The sequence below is a fragment of the Paenibacillus nuruki genome (assembly GCF_963311185.1).
Lineage (GTDB): Bacteria > Bacillota > Bacilli > Paenibacillales > Paenibacillaceae > Saccharibacillus > Saccharibacillus nuruki.
On the sequence record NZ_OY725677.1, the window covers coordinates 2,442,332 to 2,459,958 of the forward strand.

General features: G+C 38.2%; 18 protein-coding genes. 6 read left to right on the forward strand and 12 right to left on the reverse strand.

Going from position 1 to position 17,627, the window contains the following annotated elements; all coding sequences use genetic code 11:
* Positions 1–86: 86 nt before the first annotated feature.
* The 8 genes from RCP16_RS10630 to RCP16_RS10665 all read right to left on the reverse strand — a co-directional run bounded on the left by RCP16_RS10630 (position 87) and on the right by RCP16_RS10665 (position 6,657).
* A complete protein-coding gene (locus RCP16_RS10630; RefSeq protein WP_069326323.1) occupies positions 87–623 on the reverse strand; it encodes a DUF2062 domain-containing protein in 537 nt (178 codons plus the stop codon).
* A gap of 168 nt (positions 624–791) precedes the next feature.
* A complete protein-coding gene (locus tag RCP16_RS10635) occupies positions 792–1,532 on the reverse strand; it encodes a glycerophosphodiester phosphodiesterase (protein ID WP_308642370.1) in 741 nt (246 codons plus the stop codon).
* Between the two features lie 171 nt (positions 1,533–1,703).
* Positions 1,704–3,140 carry a serine hydrolase domain-containing protein gene (locus RCP16_RS10640; RefSeq protein WP_137222582.1) on the reverse strand — a complete coding sequence of 479 codons (1,437 nt, stop codon included), beginning with the start codon at positions 3,138–3,140 and terminating at the stop codon, positions 1,704–1,706.
* 205 nt (positions 3,141–3,345) lie between these two features.
* A complete protein-coding gene (locus tag RCP16_RS10645; RefSeq protein ID WP_308642371.1) occupies positions 3,346–4,368 on the reverse strand; it encodes an ABC transporter substrate-binding protein in 1,023 nt (340 codons plus the stop codon).
* 214 nt (positions 4,369–4,582) lie between these two features.
* Entirely contained in the window at positions 4,583–5,197 is a 615-nt protein-coding gene (locus RCP16_RS10650) for an alpha/beta hydrolase (RefSeq protein ID WP_308642372.1), read from the reverse strand.
* A gap of 97 nt (positions 5,198–5,294) precedes the next feature.
* A complete protein-coding gene (locus tag RCP16_RS10655) occupies positions 5,295–5,768 on the reverse strand; it encodes a DinB family protein (protein ID WP_308642373.1) in 474 nt (157 codons plus the stop codon).
* A 31-nt stretch (positions 5,769–5,799) separates the two neighbouring features.
* The gene (locus tag RCP16_RS10660; RefSeq protein WP_069326318.1) at positions 5,800–6,006 is read right to left on the reverse strand and encodes a hypothetical protein; all 207 of its coding nucleotides are present in this window, start codon (positions 6,004–6,006) and stop codon (positions 5,800–5,802) included.
* 81 nt (positions 6,007–6,087) lie between these two features.
* Positions 6,088–6,657 carry a DUF1572 family protein gene (locus RCP16_RS10665; protein ID WP_308642374.1) on the reverse strand — a complete coding sequence of 190 codons (570 nt, stop codon included), beginning with the start codon at positions 6,655–6,657 and terminating at the stop codon, positions 6,088–6,090.
* A gap of 370 nt (positions 6,658–7,027) precedes the next feature.
* On the opposite strand from RCP16_RS10665, the gene RCP16_RS10670 reads away from it, so the two are divergent.
* The gene (locus RCP16_RS10670; protein ID WP_308642375.1) at positions 7,028–7,744 is read left to right on the forward strand and encodes a TetR/AcrR family transcriptional regulator; all 717 of its coding nucleotides are present in this window, start codon (positions 7,028–7,030) and stop codon (positions 7,742–7,744) included.
* Here RCP16_RS10670 and RCP16_RS10675 read toward each other — a convergent pair.
* Positions 7,739–9,682 carry a bifunctional 2',3'-cyclic-nucleotide 2'-phosphodiesterase/3'-nucleotidase gene (locus RCP16_RS10675; protein WP_308642376.1) on the reverse strand — a complete coding sequence of 648 codons (1,944 nt, stop codon included), beginning with the start codon at positions 9,680–9,682 and terminating at the stop codon, positions 7,739–7,741. The genes RCP16_RS10670 and RCP16_RS10675 overlap by 6 nt on opposite strands.
* 353 nt (positions 9,683–10,035) lie before the next feature.
* On the opposite strand from RCP16_RS10675, the gene RCP16_RS10680 reads away from it, so the two are divergent.
* The 4 genes from RCP16_RS10680 (at position 10,036) to phnE (RCP16_RS10695) (ending at position 13,547) form a co-directional block, all read left to right on the forward strand.
* A complete protein-coding gene (locus RCP16_RS10680; RefSeq protein WP_069326314.1) occupies positions 10,036–10,983 on the forward strand; it encodes a phosphate/phosphite/phosphonate ABC transporter substrate-binding protein in 948 nt (315 codons plus the stop codon).
* A 148-nt stretch (positions 10,984–11,131) separates the two neighbouring features.
* Entirely contained in the window at positions 11,132–11,971 is an 840-nt protein-coding gene (phnC, locus tag RCP16_RS10685; RefSeq protein WP_083243337.1) for a phosphonate ABC transporter ATP-binding protein, read from the forward strand.
* On the forward strand, positions 11,968–12,753 hold the full coding sequence (gene phnE / locus RCP16_RS10690; protein WP_083243336.1) for a phosphonate ABC transporter, permease protein PhnE: 786 nt from the start codon (positions 11,968–11,970) through the stop codon (positions 12,751–12,753). Before phnC ends, phnE (RCP16_RS10690) begins: the two co-directional genes overlap by 4 nt.
* A complete protein-coding gene (gene phnE, locus RCP16_RS10695) occupies positions 12,750–13,547 on the forward strand; it encodes a phosphonate ABC transporter, permease protein PhnE (protein ID WP_069326312.1) in 798 nt (265 codons plus the stop codon). The genes phnE (RCP16_RS10690) and phnE (RCP16_RS10695) overlap by 4 nt, the downstream gene beginning before the upstream one ends.
* A 166-nt stretch (positions 13,548–13,713) precedes the next feature.
* Here the strand turns inward: phnE (RCP16_RS10695) and RCP16_RS10700 are convergent, their stop codons facing one another.
* Entirely contained in the window at positions 13,714–14,331 is a 618-nt protein-coding gene (locus tag RCP16_RS10700; protein ID WP_308642377.1) for a sugar O-acetyltransferase, read from the reverse strand.
* Positions 14,332–14,515: 184 nt separating this feature from the next.
* Between RCP16_RS10700 and RCP16_RS10705 the strand changes: the two genes are divergently transcribed.
* The gene (locus tag RCP16_RS10705; RefSeq protein WP_308642378.1) at positions 14,516–15,496 is read left to right on the forward strand and encodes an ROK family protein; all 981 of its coding nucleotides are present in this window, start codon (positions 14,516–14,518) and stop codon (positions 15,494–15,496) included.
* 78 nt (positions 15,497–15,574) lie between these two features.
* On the opposite strand, the gene RCP16_RS10710 is transcribed toward RCP16_RS10705, so the two are convergent.
* Positions 15,575–16,987 (reverse strand): DUF4179 domain-containing protein, encoded by a 1,413-nt coding sequence (locus RCP16_RS10710; protein WP_308642379.1) that lies wholly within the window; start codon positions 16,985–16,987, stop codon positions 15,575–15,577.
* Positions 16,971–17,507, reverse strand: a complete 537-nt coding sequence (locus tag RCP16_RS10715; protein ID WP_273593666.1) for a sigma-70 family RNA polymerase sigma factor — start codon at positions 17,505–17,507, stop codon at positions 16,971–16,973. The genes RCP16_RS10710 and RCP16_RS10715 overlap by 17 nt, the downstream gene beginning before the upstream one ends.
* Positions 17,508–17,627: the final 120 nt, after the last annotated feature.

Below are 17,627 nucleotides of genomic sequence, written 5' to 3' on the forward strand. Positions count from 1 at the left end.
CCTCCTTCTAATGATACGGGTTCGAGTAGATTAATCTTTGAGTATAATAGTTGTAAAAATAGTGGAATATATAGTATTACCCCAGATTAGTCCTTTTGTGAAGCAGAAGGTTGAACTTTTTTACCTCGCAGTCTACGCAGTAGCGGTACACGATACTTTACCATCACCCATTTGATCACAATATAAATAATAATCGCAAAGATAATGCTGTTTACAGCGGCTCCTGTAATAAAATCAACTCCTGCATCCCGCCAATGATGAGACTGATGGATCGGCTGCATATAATCTTCGGGCCAGTCTGGAATATCAATATTAGGCATACTTGCTGGAAGACGCGCAGAGCGCCATAATGTCACTAAAAAATGTCCTGTATGATAATTCAGAAAAAACGTTAAAGGCCATACAAAAGAATCTAGTGAAGCGGCGAAAATAGCGGCTGGCATCGCTCCTTTGAATAAACGGGTTAATCCCAATGAGAGTATGGGACCGATACCAATTAAAGGATACCAGCTTGGAAATAGTCCTACTGAAAAACCAATAGCTACTTGATGTGCTCCTTTTTTTAAGCGAAGCAAGCGAATCATGTTTAATTTCAGAAATCGTCCCGGGTGAATTTTTTTCATCAGGACCTCCAATCAGTGCCTTATCCATGTCAGTATTCTTTATTGTAACTGGTTCTTTTACGTAAAGAAAGTCTGGCTTCATGGAATTTGTCGAAATATGACAAAAAGCGCCCTTCCGTATGATAACGGCATTAGGCGCTCTGAAATGTATAGCTATATAGGTTACATTTATATCATAATTTTCTCTTTTAATAATTCTGCTAAAATATCAGGGTAATCGGTAATAATACCGCCGACTTGCATGTCGATCAGTTCGCGCATAACGATAGGATCATTGATCGTCCATACGTTATATATCACTCCGGCTTGCTCTGCTTGTGCTACCCCGTCAGATGTAACTGCACTGTAATGAGCATGTAAAGCTGAAGCGCCAAATGTTTTGACATAATCCCATGGATGGACTAGATTTTCCATATACAGAATACCTGTCTGAATCTCAGGTGCTAATTGATGACATGTCTGTAATGTATAATGGTTGAAGCTTGAAATAATCACACGATCAGTCAAATTATACTCTTGTATCATACGTACCAATTTTTCTTCAATACCTATATAGGGTTCAATATTGTTTTTGATCTCAATATTAAGCATCATCTCTGTCGGTGCGATCCAGGACAATAACTCACTTAATAACGGAACATGTTCATTGGCAAATTCCTCGCTATACCATGAACCTGCATCTAATGTTTTAATTTCATCGTATGTTAAATCTTTAATCTGACCTTCGTACCCTGTAGTACGCTTCAAGCTCTCATCATGAATCAAGACAAGCTGTCCGTCTTTGGTCATTTGTACATCAGTTTCAATCCCGGTTGCTCCCAATTTCCAACTTTTCTCAAAAGCCGCCATTGTATTTTCTGGGCAATACCCGGAAGCTCCTCTGTGCGCGTAATTGATAATCGATTTCATGGAATAGCTCCTTTTCGATATAGCTGATTTGTAATCTACATATTCTACTTTACCAATTATACACATTAATGATTAGGAGAATATAAAAAAAACCACTTTCTTAAATGATCCAGAAAGTGGTTTTTTATTCATTATTATAGATAAATTATTTGTCATGAGTAGATCAAACTATTATTTCACAAGTGCTTTATTGGCTAAAGTCTGTGTATCAGCCAGCATTTTCTGCATATCCATTCCATAATGATTACCTAGTAAAATAACCAGAACATCATCATCCAAATTATGCGTAAATCCTGTTGCATATCCTGTACCACTACCATTGTGATAGATGGTGCGTTTGCCATCTACATTTTTAATTAAGAATGCATAACCGTATGGCTTCAGATCGGAATATGTTGTAAACATTTTGTTGACCGTATCTTCACTTAGAATCGTATGATTATCAAATGATTTGTACCATTTCATCATATCATCCAGTGTTGAATAAAACGTACCTGTACCGGATTGAGATACATAATATCCTGCTTCATCCCAAGTATCGCCGTCTTTGACATATCCAGTGATCGTTTTGGTTGCTGGTGTTGTCTCGCCAGTGTCTTTCATATTTAAAGGATCTAAAAATTTCTGTTGGATATACTCTCCATACGATTCACCAGATACCTGTTGAATGATATAAGCTAGCAATACATAACCTTGATTACTATAGTTAAATCGTTCTCCTGGCTCAAAGCGTAACGGTTTGGTTTTGATCTCATCTACTGTCTGTTCTAACGTCATTCCTTCTGTACGGGTGAAGTTAGAGTTAAAGCCTGCGGTATGTGATAACAGCATATGCACTGTAATCTCATTCCCACGCGGGAAGTCTGGAATATAATCGGATAGATGATCGGTTAACTTTACTTTACCATCTTCGATTAATTTCATCACTGCGGATGCGGTAAATGATTTGCTCAATGAAGCAATACGAGATTTACCATCAGGAGGTGTTGCTTTTTCGCCACCAGATAATCCGTATCCTTTACGCATAACCACTTTACCTTTGTATGCAACAAGAGCTAGACCCGAATAATTTTGAGATTGTAAATACGTATCTACCGTTCTGGCAGAGCTTGCATATACGGTCGATTGATCGGGTGTCAAATTAATCGTCGTTACTTCAGGTGTAGAACTTACGGTCAAATTCGCTTTAAGTGAATCCGATAAAAAGCGTGCTGGAACCATCATCGTACCATATACGTTACGAGATACTTCTGGCATTTCAATCTCATATCCATCTAAAGTAATCTTATTCGTATTGGGTGTATGTACAACCTTGTCTCCATGACTATACATAACAACAGAACGAGTTGACGCATCCCATTGTGCTGTGGCTCCTAATTCACGAGCAGCTTGACGTAAAGGAACCAGTGTTGTTCCTTTGGTTACAAATGGTGCTGTATCCCAAGCGACTTCTTTGCCAGCAATCGTAATTACTGCGGGCTTTTCTGTACTTGCTGCTTGAGCTTTGGGTACAATATGTGAAGCTGGAACAATAGAAACGGTTAGTGCAGAAACGATTAACAATTTGGTCGCTAACGATACCCAATTGCTTTTTTTAACAAATGTCATAACGGTAAAATCCTCCTAAATCAGATGTAGCATTATAACGCATGCTCACGTAGCCGATAATATGCAGCACTATCTATTATAGTAGTTCAGCCTTCGTACAAGCAAGGCGAATACACATCAAATATGCGATTGATCGAAAAACACAGTCATAGTGTGTACGCTTTGCTCGACCTAAAAGTTGTGCTCCTCTCTGATTTTGTTGAGGTTATGACGAGGTAGTTAGCTGTTTGACAGCATCTTTGATTTTCAATTCATCTGCAATCGGACCCGTACTGATCCAATACTTGGCATTTACAGAATACAGATGATGGTTTTGCACAGCGGGTAGTGCTTGCCAGATCGGTGATTTTTGCAATTCGGCAAATTCAGACTGATCTTTCTGTAAATCTTCGCTTGTTCCTCCTGCACTGCCTGATGTGACAAACACATAATCAGCTTTGACTTCAGGAAGTACTTCTGTCGATAGATTTACATTTTGCTTATCTGGATTGTCTTTCTGCAATTGATACACCAGTGGCATCGGTAGCAATCCAAGATCGTTGTATAACATGCCTGCATAGCCAGGTAACGTTTGACCTTGTTTATTCTGATACCCTGGCAGATACAGACGTATATCTTTACTTGTTGTCCGTAAAAAAGCGATCGTTGCTTTATCGCCGACAGCCTCCGTAATAGTAGCTTTGGCTTGTTGAACCTGACGATTATGATCGGTAATGACTTGGTGAGCTTGATCTTCCAGATCCAATGCCTTACCTATTTTGACAATAGAATTTTTCCAATCTTCACGATCATACACAATGGTAGGAGCGATTAAGCTTAACTGATCATATGTAGTTCGATCAATCGTGGCACTAGCTACGATCAGATCAGGCTGTGCATCGGCAAAAGCTTCTAGATTGGCTAAGCCACTATCCATATTTAGAATAGATACCTGCTGCGCTTTGAGACGATCTTCTAAATAATAATTTTCACCCACAGATACTCCTAATACTAATGGAGCTTTGAGCGAAAGCAACATATCTTCAAGATTGTATGAAGCGATACGCTTAGGATGTAATGGAATCGCTGTCGTTCCGAATAGATGCTCTACCGATTGAGTCTGTGTAGCATCGGTTTGACTTGTAACCATTGATGATTCAGATGAGCTTGTAGCACCGCAACCTGCTACAACTATACATAAGATAAGGATGAATATAGGAAAGACTTTGCGTAATGATAATAAATTCATTTTTTCACTCCTTTTATTTATTGAGAATAATTCTCATTTATAAATATAACATAGTATTTGCTTTAATGAATCTAAACGTTTCAATTTTCATTTTTTAAATATATATCTACACCAAAAAGCCTTCTATTCCTTTGAAAGATAACTGTCCATCCAAAGGATATAAAAAGCTTTAATGATAATCAGATAAATAATCTATAGGTATAATCCTCTAATATTATAAAAATTCATTATAATGGATAACCACTTGTCTCAAAAATTGTAGCGACTTCTCTGTATTGGACGACTCCAAAGAATGATTAGCTTCTGGCAATACAATCGTCTCCATCTGTTGCAGATGTTTTACTTTTTCACGACTGATCTGACTGAACATCGGATCATCGGTACCGTATAGCAATAATCCTTGCGACTGAGTAATATAAGGCAATGTCTGATCGAGCGGAGTTAGAAATAGATGACGTAGAGGTAATGCTTTGTATTGGTCAAATACGCCTCCTGCTACTACCGTCCCCAGACTTTTGCTAATACTGGTGTAATTGGTGTAGTTGTATGCATTGGATTGACGGATCACTTCTGTACACTCTTTAACCAAAATATCCATTTGGTCAGATTCCAGTTCAGTTCGAGCTGCCTGATAACCATACTCTAATTGAAGAACATCGTTTCCTTTTTCTAAAGCACTTTGGGTCGCATAATACAGTAAAGAACGATCACAAGAATAGCTTTTACCTGGAAATAAAATAACAAGTGTAGAGGAACCTTGTGTGATATGTATATGTCTGCATGTTGTTCCCCAATGAGACTGTGTTTCAATAATCTTTCGTTTCAACAACACTATATTCCCCCTATACCGATAGCTTGATCATAGAACCAACAAACGTAGACATGCTCTGTTTATTTATCCTCAAGAAGTCTATACATTAGCTCCTTTATACAGTCAGCCCCCTACGAATCAGATTGGCACTGACAGGCTCACGTCCTAATTCTCGTGCCCAGATGGATAACTGACCGATATGATGAATCTCATGGGCAATCACATGACGCATTACTTCACCATAGGTCAATGATTCGCTTGATCCGTCTTTGCGTATATTGTGAAGAATATGGTTTTCTTGATCGGATGTCCATGCTTGTACATATCCGCCTACTTCTACATGCAATTGATCAGACAAAGCCCGTAATTGAGCGACTGTATGGTAGTCTTCAAAATCAGTGAGTAAGCTATGTTGATCTCTAAGGTCATTAATCCAGCTATATTCTACATCTACAATATGATAGAGCGTATACAAAATACTGCCTACGCCACCGGTACGTTGTTGGAGCAATTCTTCTATTGATACGGATTCACACCAATCGAACCACTCTTGACGTACTTGCCAGTTATAGCGAAATAACATTTCCATCGGTATACCTCCATTTTCCAGATCGTTTTATCTATTCAAAACAATGATATAGATAGGTCTTCCCATTCATACTCCGTTGGTCTGGATCATAAATATGAGAAGTGAGTAATTGTTCTACCGTTAATGAAAGAATAAATTTCTGCAATTGAATCTGATCGTCAAATTGCAAACGCAGTACCTGATCATGTTTATCGTCCTCTAGTGTAATATCCCAAGTTCCTATATTAGCGTTTGTCATTTTCAAGCACTCCTTGTTGATGTGTTATCCCTTAGTATACATGACATCGCCCTATCTTTCCTATCCTTTCTCTATTGTTCATTATCGTTCTAGCTCACTATCTGTAAAATGGCGAATGCCTTTTTCTTGTTCAAATTTGTTCTGATTATACGTGGCAGAACTTTGACGTGGGATTGATAAGCTATTCCATTCACTGGTTTTGAGCATTTTGGCAATATATACAATCTGTCCAACATGATATGGATAATGAGCAAGCTGTCGATTGATCGCTTCAAGTAAAGTATGCCCTTCATTACGAATATAGATGATCTGTTCTAACTGCTGAGGTTCAACTTGGTCCAGCGTATCTAATAAACACTTCCACCCTTCTTCCCACTTGCTGATCATATCAGCCGCTGTAGCAAGATCATTTTCAAACTCAGCATCTCGATTACGCCATTCCTTTTCACCATCGGTTGTAAATATTTCTGTCCATCGTGAAAGCATATTGCCCCATAAATGTTTTACAATCATCGCAATACTATTACTTTCTTCACTGGGAATAACAAATAACTGATCTTCTTCTAATTGTGACATCGCTTTATCACCGAGCGTTTTGTAATATAAAAACTGCTTACGTGCACTGGATAAAATGTTAGTATATATTTCCATAACATCAGCCTCCACTATTGGGATAGGATCATATTCGTCTTATAATGGTATTTTAAAGCAATATCGACAGCACTCCCAATTATTTTTTATCATGTAAGCGATTAAATATTTGTATAAGCTTCATTTATCACTTTACAAATGTCGATCATATGCCGAAATATACATTACTACCTTTGTCATTTTTTATCAAAATATAGGAGATTTACAGAGTTGCGATTGGCATGAGTGTGATACATTGCAGTATGATAGATAAACCGTAGCCTCTTTTTGTCGAAAAATATTACTGATTAATAACTTTTTATTTTGTTTAACCATTTATGTACTCCATTTGTATAGCTAACTGTTATTTTTAGAAAGGAATTAAACGATCATGAAGCACCACGCTAGAAGAGAACGAGATAACGAACAATTACGAAGCAAAATTATGGATGCGGCACGTACTCTTTTTGTCACTGAAGGATATGCTCACGTATCGATGCGTAAAATTGCAGATCGTATCGAATATTCACCGACCACTATTTATCACTATTTTGCGAATAAAGAAGCCATTGTGCAGGAGTTATTGCGTGAAGTCTATTCTCAATTTTTTACTGTGTTAACGAAGCAAGCGAATCAATTAGAAGAACATGGTTACGATATTCCTGCACGCCTATTTCTAGTATCCAAAACGTATGTAGAATATGGGATTATGCATCCTGATCATTATGATATTATGTTTATCAGCAATCTAGAATCCGTATCAAATGCAGAACTTGATGTGAACGATCGACTTAATGGATATACTTTTCTCCATGAAGCGGTACAGATCGCAATTGATCAACAATATATTGTAGATGTCGAAGCAGATATCATTGTACGCTCACTCTGGGCGATGTTACACGGGTTAACTACGACATTATCTAGCTTTTCCGAACGGATTGGTCAAGAGCAAGACGAACCACAAACACAGCAAAAGGATACACTGTCTAAAAAAGACAACAGTATATCCCCGTACAAACAGCACATTATTGACTTTACTCTTCGGCATTATATGAAGAGTATTCTACAACCAGGTACACCACTACCTGAGTCTGATCCTGAACTATAATTCTATACGGTAAATAGCAAATCCTTCCCCGTTCATTCCAGCGTACGTTAACTGTGGATGAGCGGATAGGATTTTTTGTGCATCCGGTGAAGAAGGAACAGTAATCATCGGCTTAGATAATCCCAGTTCTTTATCAGAGGATGATCCTAATGTAAGCGACCAGTTATGATCGGCTTCTGGATGAATCACCTTTTGTGCACGAATATACTGAATCAATACTTCTCGATTCTCTACAGGCACATCTAAAATAACACGATTTCCATCAGGATTAGCAAATAGAGTCGAATATGCCCGGTATTGATTGGTCACCACGATATACTCTGCATGATCTTCTACGTCTTTGCCTTCATAACGTAACTGTTCAATACGATGAGCATCTTTGTTCAATAATTGTCCTGCTGCACTATACCGTGGTGGCTGACACACATTGATCTGATACGTCATTCCGTCGATGATATCGAAATTAAACGAAGGAAAATCGGGATGAAGCAATGATTGTTCTTCAGTAACCTGTGGATCAATATGCTGATAAAGCCCTGCTGACCATTCTAACCATTCACGAATCTCTGCCCCGGTTAGACGTACTGCACATAACGTATTCGCGTAATTATAAATATCCGATGTATGTTGTAGTGTCATTTTGCCAGCTTCAATATAAGCGTAATATTGTGGTCCATACCGTCCACCTGTTTTGAAAGCAGAAGCAGCCGACACGATAGGAAGATGACTGTACAATGTATCTGCCAATACTTGTTGTGCATACCAGATTTGAGCGTTATTAATAATTTGTACATAAGCACTATCCATTACTAATGCAAAATAACTGTATAACGGAATCGTACTTTCTCCTACAGGTGTATGAATATGATCCAATATGATTTGGTGCGGAATAGCAGCAATCTGTTCTAATTCTAGATCTGGTTCTACAGTAGATACTCTTTGTTCACGATCATAAATCGCACGCAATTGAGATATACCTTGTTCTACACTCCACACATCATTCTTATAGTGCAATTGCAGATCGATGATGCCTAGATGACTCCCCCACACGCCTGCTTCTACCGCAGGCACACCGTTAATCGTACCTTGCTCAAGATCCACTCCTTGTTTACCAGCAAATTCATTGCCCGGAAATAACTTATGCGCATGCCCGAAAAAGATCGCATCGATCCCTTCAATCTCACTTAGCGGTAAAACAGCATTTTCACTGAGAACTGTTGTATCGTCAGAGTCTACATATCCAGTATGAGCAAGAATCACAATCAGATCTGCTCCTGCTGTACGCATCTGTGGAATCCAATACTGTGTCGCTTTCACCATATCTTGCACTGTGATGTTGTCTTCTAAATGAGCCTTGTCCCATTGCATAATCTGAGGAGGCACTACGCCTATCACACCGATATGAATATTATGTATATCTCCATGATCGTCTAAAATTTGTCGTTCTAAAATTAAGTAAGGTGGCAACAATGTATCAGGTAGCTTATCTGATTCTTGAGCTGTTGCTGAATCCTTAGAAGCATGATAAATATTAGCATTCGTATATGGGAACTGGGCACCTTCTATACACTGCTGTAAATAATCCAATCCATAATTAAATTCATGATTGCCTACGGTTGCTGCATCATACGATAACGTATTCATTAATTGATGAATCGGATGTACTTTGTCTGTTGCTTCTATATAAGAATCTTGTTGCCAGAACAGACTGGAAGCTGCGTAATCGCCTAATGGATTCCCCTGTAAAATATCTCCGTTATCAAACAGCATATGATTTTCCACTTCTTTACGTGCTTGGTGAATCAAAGTCGCTGTACGAGATAGTCCAATATCTACAGTCTCTTCATTACGATAGTAATCATATCCTGTCAGACTCACATGCAGATCAGTTGTTCCTAATAAACGCAATTGAGCTGTAATCGGATGCTTGGTATTCATTCTAGACTCCTTCTTTCACTCTCATAATAGTAACCATTTTACAAAACATTTGACCACTGTTTAATATTTTACAAATAATTGACAGAAGTCATCATTTGCGCTGACCCTTCTTTCCCAATAAAAACGTAGAATAAATTTTGTGGGTTGTTTATCATCATTTACAAATGTATAACAACTTTAAAAGTGATATTAACTATCATAGTTATACCTTAGCTTATCGTAAATAGTAAATATCTAACCTACAAATGATTACATAAGGGAGTTTTGCATACTTCAAACGGTGCCTACAGTCTATATCATGCACAGCTTTACCTACACAACCAGTAAGACTACTTTTCTAGGGGGAAATAAAAGTGTTCAAAAAAATATTAATGTTAAGTATGACCGTTGCTCTGGCAACAGGACTTGCAGCTTGTGGTAATCAAGCGGCATCTACAGGAACAGGTAATGCAGCAGAGTCTTCTAGCTATGTGCCGACTGAATTAAAAGTTCAATTCGTGCCTTCACAAAATGCAGACACGCTTGAAGCCAAAGCCAAACCACTTGAACAATTACTAGGCGACAAATTAGGGATTCCTGTCAAAGTAACAGTGTCTCCTGATTACAATACAATCGTAGAAGCAATGGCTTCCAAACAAATTGATGTTGGATTTTTACCACCGAATGCTTACGTACTTGCTCATGACAACCGTAAAGCAGCAGACTTATTGCTACAAGCTCTTCGTTTCGGTGTAAATGATGAGACAGGTCAACCGACTACAGATAAAGTAAACTTTTACAAATCAATGATTATCGTTAAAAAAGATTCGGACATCAAAACACTTGCTGATCTAAAAGGTAAAAAAATGGGATGGCAAGATGTGACTTCTTCCGCAGGTTATGTATTCCCGGCAGCTGAAATGAAAGCAGCAGGTATTGATCCAGATACAGACGTACAAGGTATCACGATTAAAGGTCATGATGCGGCTGTAATGGCTCTGCTTAATGGTCAAGTTGATGCCGTAGCGATCTTCCAAGATGCTCGTAACAATGTTAAAAAAGATGTTCCAGACGTATTTGAACAAACACGTGTCCTTCACTTCACTGCTCCTATTCCTAACGATACGATCAGCGTACGTTCTGATATGGATCAAGCATGGCGCGACAAAATCAGTCAAGCCTTTATCGATATTGGTAACGATCCAGAAGGTAGCAAAATTATTGAAGAAATCTACAGTCATGTAGGTTATGAAAAAGGCGACGATAAAAACTTCGATCCTGTTCGTAAATATGCAGAAGCTGTAGGTCAAGCAACCAAGTAAACAAAGAATGTAGTGAGCACTTGGCAGCACCGTCCTTCTTTTCGGACGGTGTTTGCTATTTTACATAGCAATCTGCTTGTTGAGTTCATCTATAGGTACGATGCGACTAATGAAGTACATTATTCTGAATATAGAAAGTTGGCAAATCATGATTACATTCAATGACGTTTCCAAAGTGTATCCTAATGGAACCAAAGGGCTTAACCATATCAATCTAACGATTAACGAAGGCGAATTAGTCGTCATTGTCGGACTGTCCGGCGCAGGTAAATCAACTTTACTTCGTTCGATCAATCGGTTGATCGATATTAGCGAAGGTGATATTCAGATTAACGGTCAATCGATCACTTCGGCTTCAGGTGCCAAATTGCGCCGTATTCGCCGTGGGATCGGTATGATTTTCCAAAGTTTTAATCTAGTGAAACGTTCGACTGTAATGCGTAATGTATTGTCCGGTCGTGTAGGTCATCATTCTACACTACGCACTGTATTCGGTATGTTCCCCAAAGAAGACCATGAACTTGCTTTAGATGCGTTAGCACGCGTTAATTTGCAAGAAAAAGCATATAGTCGTGCAGATCAGTTATCCGGTGGACAGCAACAACGGGTGTCTATCGCACGAGCGTTAGCACAACAACCACAGATTATTCTAGCCGATGAACCGGTAGCTTCTCTTGATCCGTTAACAACTCGTCAAGTAATGGATGATCTTCAACGTATTAATCAAGAGCTTCAAATTACTACGATTATTAATCTGCATTTTATAGATTTGGCACGTGAATATGCGACTCGGATTATCGGGTTACGGGCAGGAGAAATTGTATTCGATGGAACACCGGAAGAAGCTACAGATGATGTGTTTTCTCATATTTACGGACGCCCGATCCATCGTGATGAAGTATTAGGCGCTAATGCACCTGGCGAAGATATCGTGACTGTGATTCCAGATGCGGCAGATATCAAAGCGACTTCTGGAGAACCGTTATGAATATGATGATTGAAGCCCCTGCGGCTCCTAAGAAATATAAAAAGATACTCACATGGCTATTTTTTATAGTCGTGCTTGTCCTTTGTAGTATTCAGACTGAAGTTACTCCTTATCAATTGATCCGTGGATTACCACAAATGGGCATTTTGTTAAGTGAAATGTTCCCACCGGATTGGAGTTACTTGCCTACGATCTGGAAGCCGATGGTTGAAACTGTACAGATTGCACTGGTCGGTACGATGCTAGGTGGATTGTTAGCAATCCCTGTATCGTTACTCTGTGCCTACAATATTGTGCAAAGTCGTTTGGTTTCTTTGCCTGTACGCTTGATTCTGAATTTAGTGCGTACCATTCCTGATCTATTGTTTGCTGCGATTTTTGTAGCAATTTTCGGGATAGGACCATTTGCCGGAATGTTAGCGATTCTATTTTTCTCATTTGGACTTATTGCTAAGCTTACTTTTGAAGCGATCGAAGCGATTGATCCAGGTCCTATGGAAGCTATGACGGCTGTAGGTGCCAATAAAATTCAATTAATCGTCTTTGGCGTAATCCCTCAAGCATTGCCTTATTACATGTCTTATCTGTTGTATGCTTTTGAAATTAATGTACGAGCAGCTTCTGTTCTAGGTCTAGTGGGTGCTGGTGGTATTGGTCTGTTACTGGATCGCTCTCTTGGATTATTCCGATATGATCGCGCAGCTATGATTATTTTGCTAACGCTTGTGATTGTACTGGTTATTGATTACGGAAGTACTGTATTGCGGAGGAAATTACTATGAATCATACGTTACCGGCTAAGCCACTCTGGCACAAAATCCGTCCGTGGTGTTGGGTTATTTTTCTGGTTGTTGTGTATATCTGGGCATTTAATGGTCTCAAATTCGAAGGGATTCAATCCACTGCCAAAAGTGTCTCCCTCTCTATTTTAGATGGATTTATGCATCCTGATTGGTCATTTGTCTATGATCCTGCGGGTGAAGATTTATTACGTGGACTACTTGATACTTTAGTCATTTCAATCTTAGGTACATTTATTTCTGCTTTTCTGTGTATTCCTTTTGCTTTTTGGGCAGCAACCAATATGAGTCGTCGTCGTCCAGTTTCAGGAACAGGTAAGTTCAGTCTTAGTGTAATTCGCGTCTTTCCTGAAATGATTGTTGCGATCTTATTTATCAAAGCTGTTGGCCCGGGTTCTTTTGCCGGTGTGCTTGCACTTGGTATCCATTCGATCGGTATGCTTGCCAAGTTATTTTCAGAAACGATAGAAAGTATTGAAACAGGCCCTAGTGAAGCCTTAACGGCTGCTGGAGCCACGCGATTACAAATTCTATGGTTTGCCGTATTGCCTCAAGTAATTCCTCAATTTCTCTCGTATTCGTTGTATCGGTTCGAGATTAATATTCGCTCAGCTACAACACTGGGTCTAGTGGGCGCTGGTGGTATCGGAACACCACTGATTTTTGCTCTAAATATGCGTAATTGGAATCGTGTAGGTGTGATTCTGTTAGGAATCATCGTACTGGTTATCTTAACCGATCTAATCTCGGGTTGGATTCGGAAGCGTATTGTGTAAAATGGTTGGTTAGCGCTAAATAATAAGCAATCAGCAGATCGTATCCGTTGCTAGATAGAAACAAAATAAAAAGGCATGAGCACTCTGGGATTCATAAGAGTATTCATGCCTTTTTGGTTTGGTATTGATCTAGTATTGCCGATAGCTTACCGATCCAAGTCTAATCTTAATGCTCGATATCTGCTTCATACTCTGCTTTTTGCTGTTCCCAGTATTGCTTATCTTCAGCAGTAATCGCTCGTAAGACTTTGCAAGGATTTCCTACAGCAATCACATTGTCTGGAATGTCTTTGGTGACCACCGAGCCTGAACCGATTATTACATTGTTCCCAATCGTTACACCCGGGTTAATCACTGCATTTGCTCCGATCCAGACATCATTACCTATTGTGATTTCTTTACCAAATTCTAAAAGGGTATTGCGTACATCAGGGTCGATAGGATGCCCTGCTGTATATACACCTACTCGTGGGCCAAAAAACACATTGTTGCCTATCTTTACTTTGGCAACATCAATAATAATACAATCATAATTGGCATAAAAGTTATTACCAATTGTAATATGACAACCATAATCACAACGGAATGGTGGTTCAATAAATACGTTCTTACCTGCGGATTCTAACAATTGCTGAAGTAATTCAGTCCGATACTCCCACTGCTCTTCGGTTGTGTTGTTAAATAATCGAGTAAGCATCCGAGATTTCTTATTATCTGTTGCTAATTCGCCTACACCAGCCATATATAATTTCTGGGCCAGCATCTTTTCTTTGTCTGTTGCCATGTATACGATTGCCTCCTTGAATATCCACCTGTATCTGCTTATTTCATTAGACAATGATGGGGTATTAAATTATAATATTACTTATTATAATACTTTTAATAACTATTATCAAAATTCGATAGAGGTGATACTCATACAACCGTTTATCCATAACACGATACATGTAAAACAAATCAATACAGAAGTGATTAAAAAAACTCTAAAATCGCTCACTTCAGCGACCAAAGCTAATCTAGCTCAAGCTACAGGATTAAGTATCGCTACCTGTGGAACAATACTCAATGAATTACTAACAACGGGCGAAGTATTAGAACATGAACAAGAAGATTCTCATGGTGGTCGTCCTGCGAAGAAGTTTATGTATAATGCTCACTTTTCTTATATTGCTTGTATCTATATCAAAGCAGAAGAAACTCGGCACTCGCTGACGTATACTGTAGCTAATTCCATAGGTGAATATATCGAAAGCGGGCATGAAGAGGTGTCTTCTGTGAATGCGACAATAATTGATCATTTGATCGAACGATTGATTCATACCTATGGCAATATCAAAGCAATCGGGATAGGGATTCCGGGTGTAGCGCATCAAGGGATGATACAGATCTGTGATGCTTCAGAACTGATTGGGGTTCCTTTAGAATCTCAATTGAACGAAAAGTATGGCATCGATATTATTATTGAAAATGATATGAATCTGACCGCTTATGGATTTTATCAAAAACAACAGTATGATCAAGATAAAACGATAGCAGTAGTAACTTTTATCAAAGGAAGCTTCCCCGGTGCAGGATTAATGATCGATGGGCATATTCACAAAGGAAATACTCGATTTGCAGGTGAAATTTCTTTTCTCCCTTTCGGCATAACACGAGAAGAACAATATACTCAACTTCATCAGTCTTCAACCTTTATTCCTTTAGCCGCCAAAATGCTAATCAGCTTAATCGCTACAATTAACCCGGAGAAGATTGCTTTAACAGGCGATCAAATACATTCAGAACAAGTTAAAGATTTGTACAACGCTTGTCTGGAATACATTCCTGTAGAACACATGGCAGAACTTCACATGTTGAAAGAACCTGATCAAGATTATATGCATGGGCTGGTGTCTATGACTTTAGAAAGCTTAGATTATGCATTACAGTTGGTTGAAAAGCGAAGATAAATGATTAGATGTTGATGACTTTTGGCTTCTTGAAGATCAAAAAAACCATTCCTTAGAAAGTAGGAATGGTTTTTTTATTTATTTTCTAATTTGCTCTTTGATAGGTGTATTCATATATAGAAGTGCTCCACCATAGTCTAAGATTTCAAAAGTTAACGGTTGTTTTAAAAATTTGTTTTCAAAGCTTAATTCATATTGTCCTTCTTGGTTTCCATAAAGCATCCTTCCTTCTAAAGGATACTCTTTTCCAAGTCCGTCTTTAAAAGTAGATTTCATGTCAAAAATATAAGTAGCATCTGGATCACTCACAGCGTACGATAATGCTATTTTAATATGACTATCTTGTTGTGTTACAGAAGAAACTTCAATTTTGTTATCTCTTGTAGCTTGAATTTTCTTTTCCTCAGTATTTATAGTAATTGATATAGGTTTAGCCAAAGCAGGCTTGATTTTTTCGATATCCACCCATAATCTTTGATCTGAAGCATAATAATTACTTTCACTATAATTTATAAAATGAGTAGCACTTCCTTCTTTATACGTAGTGTACTTATTAATCACAAAAGGACTTTTAATTCTCCCGCTAGGCTCATAAGCAAATACGTTAGAATAGATACCTTGAAGTGTTCCTTTAGATTGTGGTTCCCATGCAAACTCGGTATCTGTGCGTAAAGGTGTCTGGGACACTTTGAGTAGTTTAAATGTATATCCTTGAACAGTATACGATTTATTAAATATTGTTTCTTTTTTCAAGCCTTCGAATTTCTGTGTGTCAATCTGAAACGGGATATTTAATGTTTCTTCTTTATTTTTATAAAATCCATTATGCACTTTAGCTGATAATGTTATATGATCAGGTACTTCACTCCAACTTGCAAAATCAAAAATTAATAAGCCATGACTTGACCTTTTATTTTCCAGTTTATCCTGATCAGGCAGAATAATATTGTCAAAGTAGTTGCCGACATTCATACCTTGCGACTGATTCATCAGGATAGGATGTTCTTCACTATCAATCTCCGCTCGACCTTGATCATTGATTCGATTTTTCGCTGTATAAAAGATCATCACTCTGCTACTATCTGCGACAACGCCTTCTATACTCAAAGTATAATTTTCAGATTCTACTTTTTGATTAATAGGCTGATATAGTCCATGATCTACTGCACTTTTTAATGATTTGGTTAACCCATTCTGCCTATATAATGTATTCATATAATCAGGTAATCCCGAACGAATCAAAGAGACAGATGTGTTAGATATTGGAGCATGCGAAATCCATATTCCTCCCACTGTGCATATTAGAATAGCTACCATAGTAGTGATCCAAATAGGACGTTTCCATTGCCACGACTTTTGTTGTTTTTGGCGGTTAGCACGTTCTATACCTTGCATGATCGATTTTTCTAAATGTTGTTCTGCCACTTGTTTACTAATCTCTTTTATCTCTTGAGCTTGTTTATGTAGCTGCAACTCATTCGAATTTTTCATTTCTAACTTCACCTCCTATATCAATCTTGGTTCTGATTTGTTTGAGTCCCTGATGAAGCCATGTCTTAACTGTTCCTTCTGATTTCCCTAATACTTTAGCTATTTCAGCAAGAGTCATATCATCATAGTATTTAAGAATTAATACATGTCGATAATTAGGCTTGAGACGATCCAAAGCACGTTCCAAATCGAGTTTGTCATCATGTACCATTTCAGATACTTTACCAATCATATGTCTTTCTAACAAAGGAACATTACGTTTACGACGTTTCAGTTCATCCATACAGCAGTTAATCAGAATTCGAATAAGCCAAGGAATAAAAGCTTCTGGATGACTTAATTTATGACATTTAGACCATCCTCGATATGTGGTTTCTTGTAAAATATCTAGTGCATCTGCTTCATTATGCATATAACTGTAAGCAATCCCATATAACCTTCGACGATGTGACGACACAAGATGATAAAATGCTTGCTCATCCCCTTTACAAGCAGCCACCGCCCATTCATGTTCCTCCATGATGACACTTCCTTTTCGCTATCTAAATATTCATATATATAAGACAATCAAAGTGTATAAACAGTTTTTTTTTTAAGAACACAAAAAAAGAGAGATTTCTCTCTCTTTTTCATTATTTTA

What these genes read in the sequence shown, in the direction of transcription:
- RCP16_RS10630 (WP_069326323.1), bottom strand. Translation starts at nt 623, where the DNA reads ATGAAAAAAATTCACCCGGGACGATTTCTGAAATTAAACATGATTCGC.
- RCP16_RS10635 (WP_308642370.1), bottom strand. Translation starts at nt 1,532, where the DNA reads ATGAAATCGATTATCAATTACGCGCACAGAGGAGCTTCCGGGTATTGC.
- RCP16_RS10640 (WP_137222582.1), bottom strand. Translation starts at nt 3,140, where the DNA reads ATGACATTTGTTAAAAAAAGCAATTGGGTATCGTTAGCGACCAAATTG.
- RCP16_RS10645 (WP_308642371.1), bottom strand. Translation starts at nt 4,368, where the DNA reads ATGAATTTATTATCATTACGCAAAGTCTTTCCTATATTCATCCTTATC.
- RCP16_RS10655 (WP_308642373.1), bottom strand. Translation starts at nt 5,768, where the DNA reads ATGGAAATGTTATTTCGCTATAACTGGCAAGTACGTCAAGAGTGGTTC.
- RCP16_RS10660 (WP_069326318.1), bottom strand. Translation starts at nt 6,006, where the DNA reads ATGACAAACGCTAATATAGGAACTTGGGATATTACACTAGAGGACGAT.
- RCP16_RS10665 (WP_308642374.1), bottom strand. Translation starts at nt 6,657, where the DNA reads ATGGAAATATATACTAACATTTTATCCAGTGCACGTAAGCAGTTTTTA.
- RCP16_RS10670 (WP_308642375.1), top strand. Translation starts at nt 7,028, where the DNA reads ATGAAGCACCACGCTAGAAGAGAACGAGATAACGAACAATTACGAAGC.
- RCP16_RS10675 (WP_308642376.1), bottom strand. Translation starts at nt 9,682, where the DNA reads ATGAATACCAAGCATCCGATTACAGCTCAATTGCGTTTATTAGGAACA.
- phnC (WP_083243337.1), top strand. Translation starts at nt 11,132, where the DNA reads ATGATTACATTCAATGACGTTTCCAAAGTGTATCCTAATGGAACCAAA.
- phnE (WP_083243336.1), top strand. Translation starts at nt 11,968, where the DNA reads ATGAATATGATGATTGAAGCCCCTGCGGCTCCTAAGAAATATAAAAAG.
- phnE (WP_069326312.1), top strand. Translation starts at nt 12,750, where the DNA reads ATGAATCATACGTTACCGGCTAAGCCACTCTGGCACAAAATCCGTCCG.
- RCP16_RS10700 (WP_308642377.1), bottom strand. Translation starts at nt 14,331, where the DNA reads ATGGCAACAGACAAAGAAAAGATGCTGGCCCAGAAATTATATATGGCT.
- RCP16_RS10710 (WP_308642379.1), bottom strand. Translation starts at nt 16,987, where the DNA reads ATGAAAAATTCGAATGAGTTGCAGCTACATAAACAAGCTCAAGAGATA.
- RCP16_RS10715 (WP_273593666.1), bottom strand. Translation starts at nt 17,507, where the DNA reads ATGGAGGAACATGAATGGGCGGTGGCTGCTTGTAAAGGGGATGAGCAA.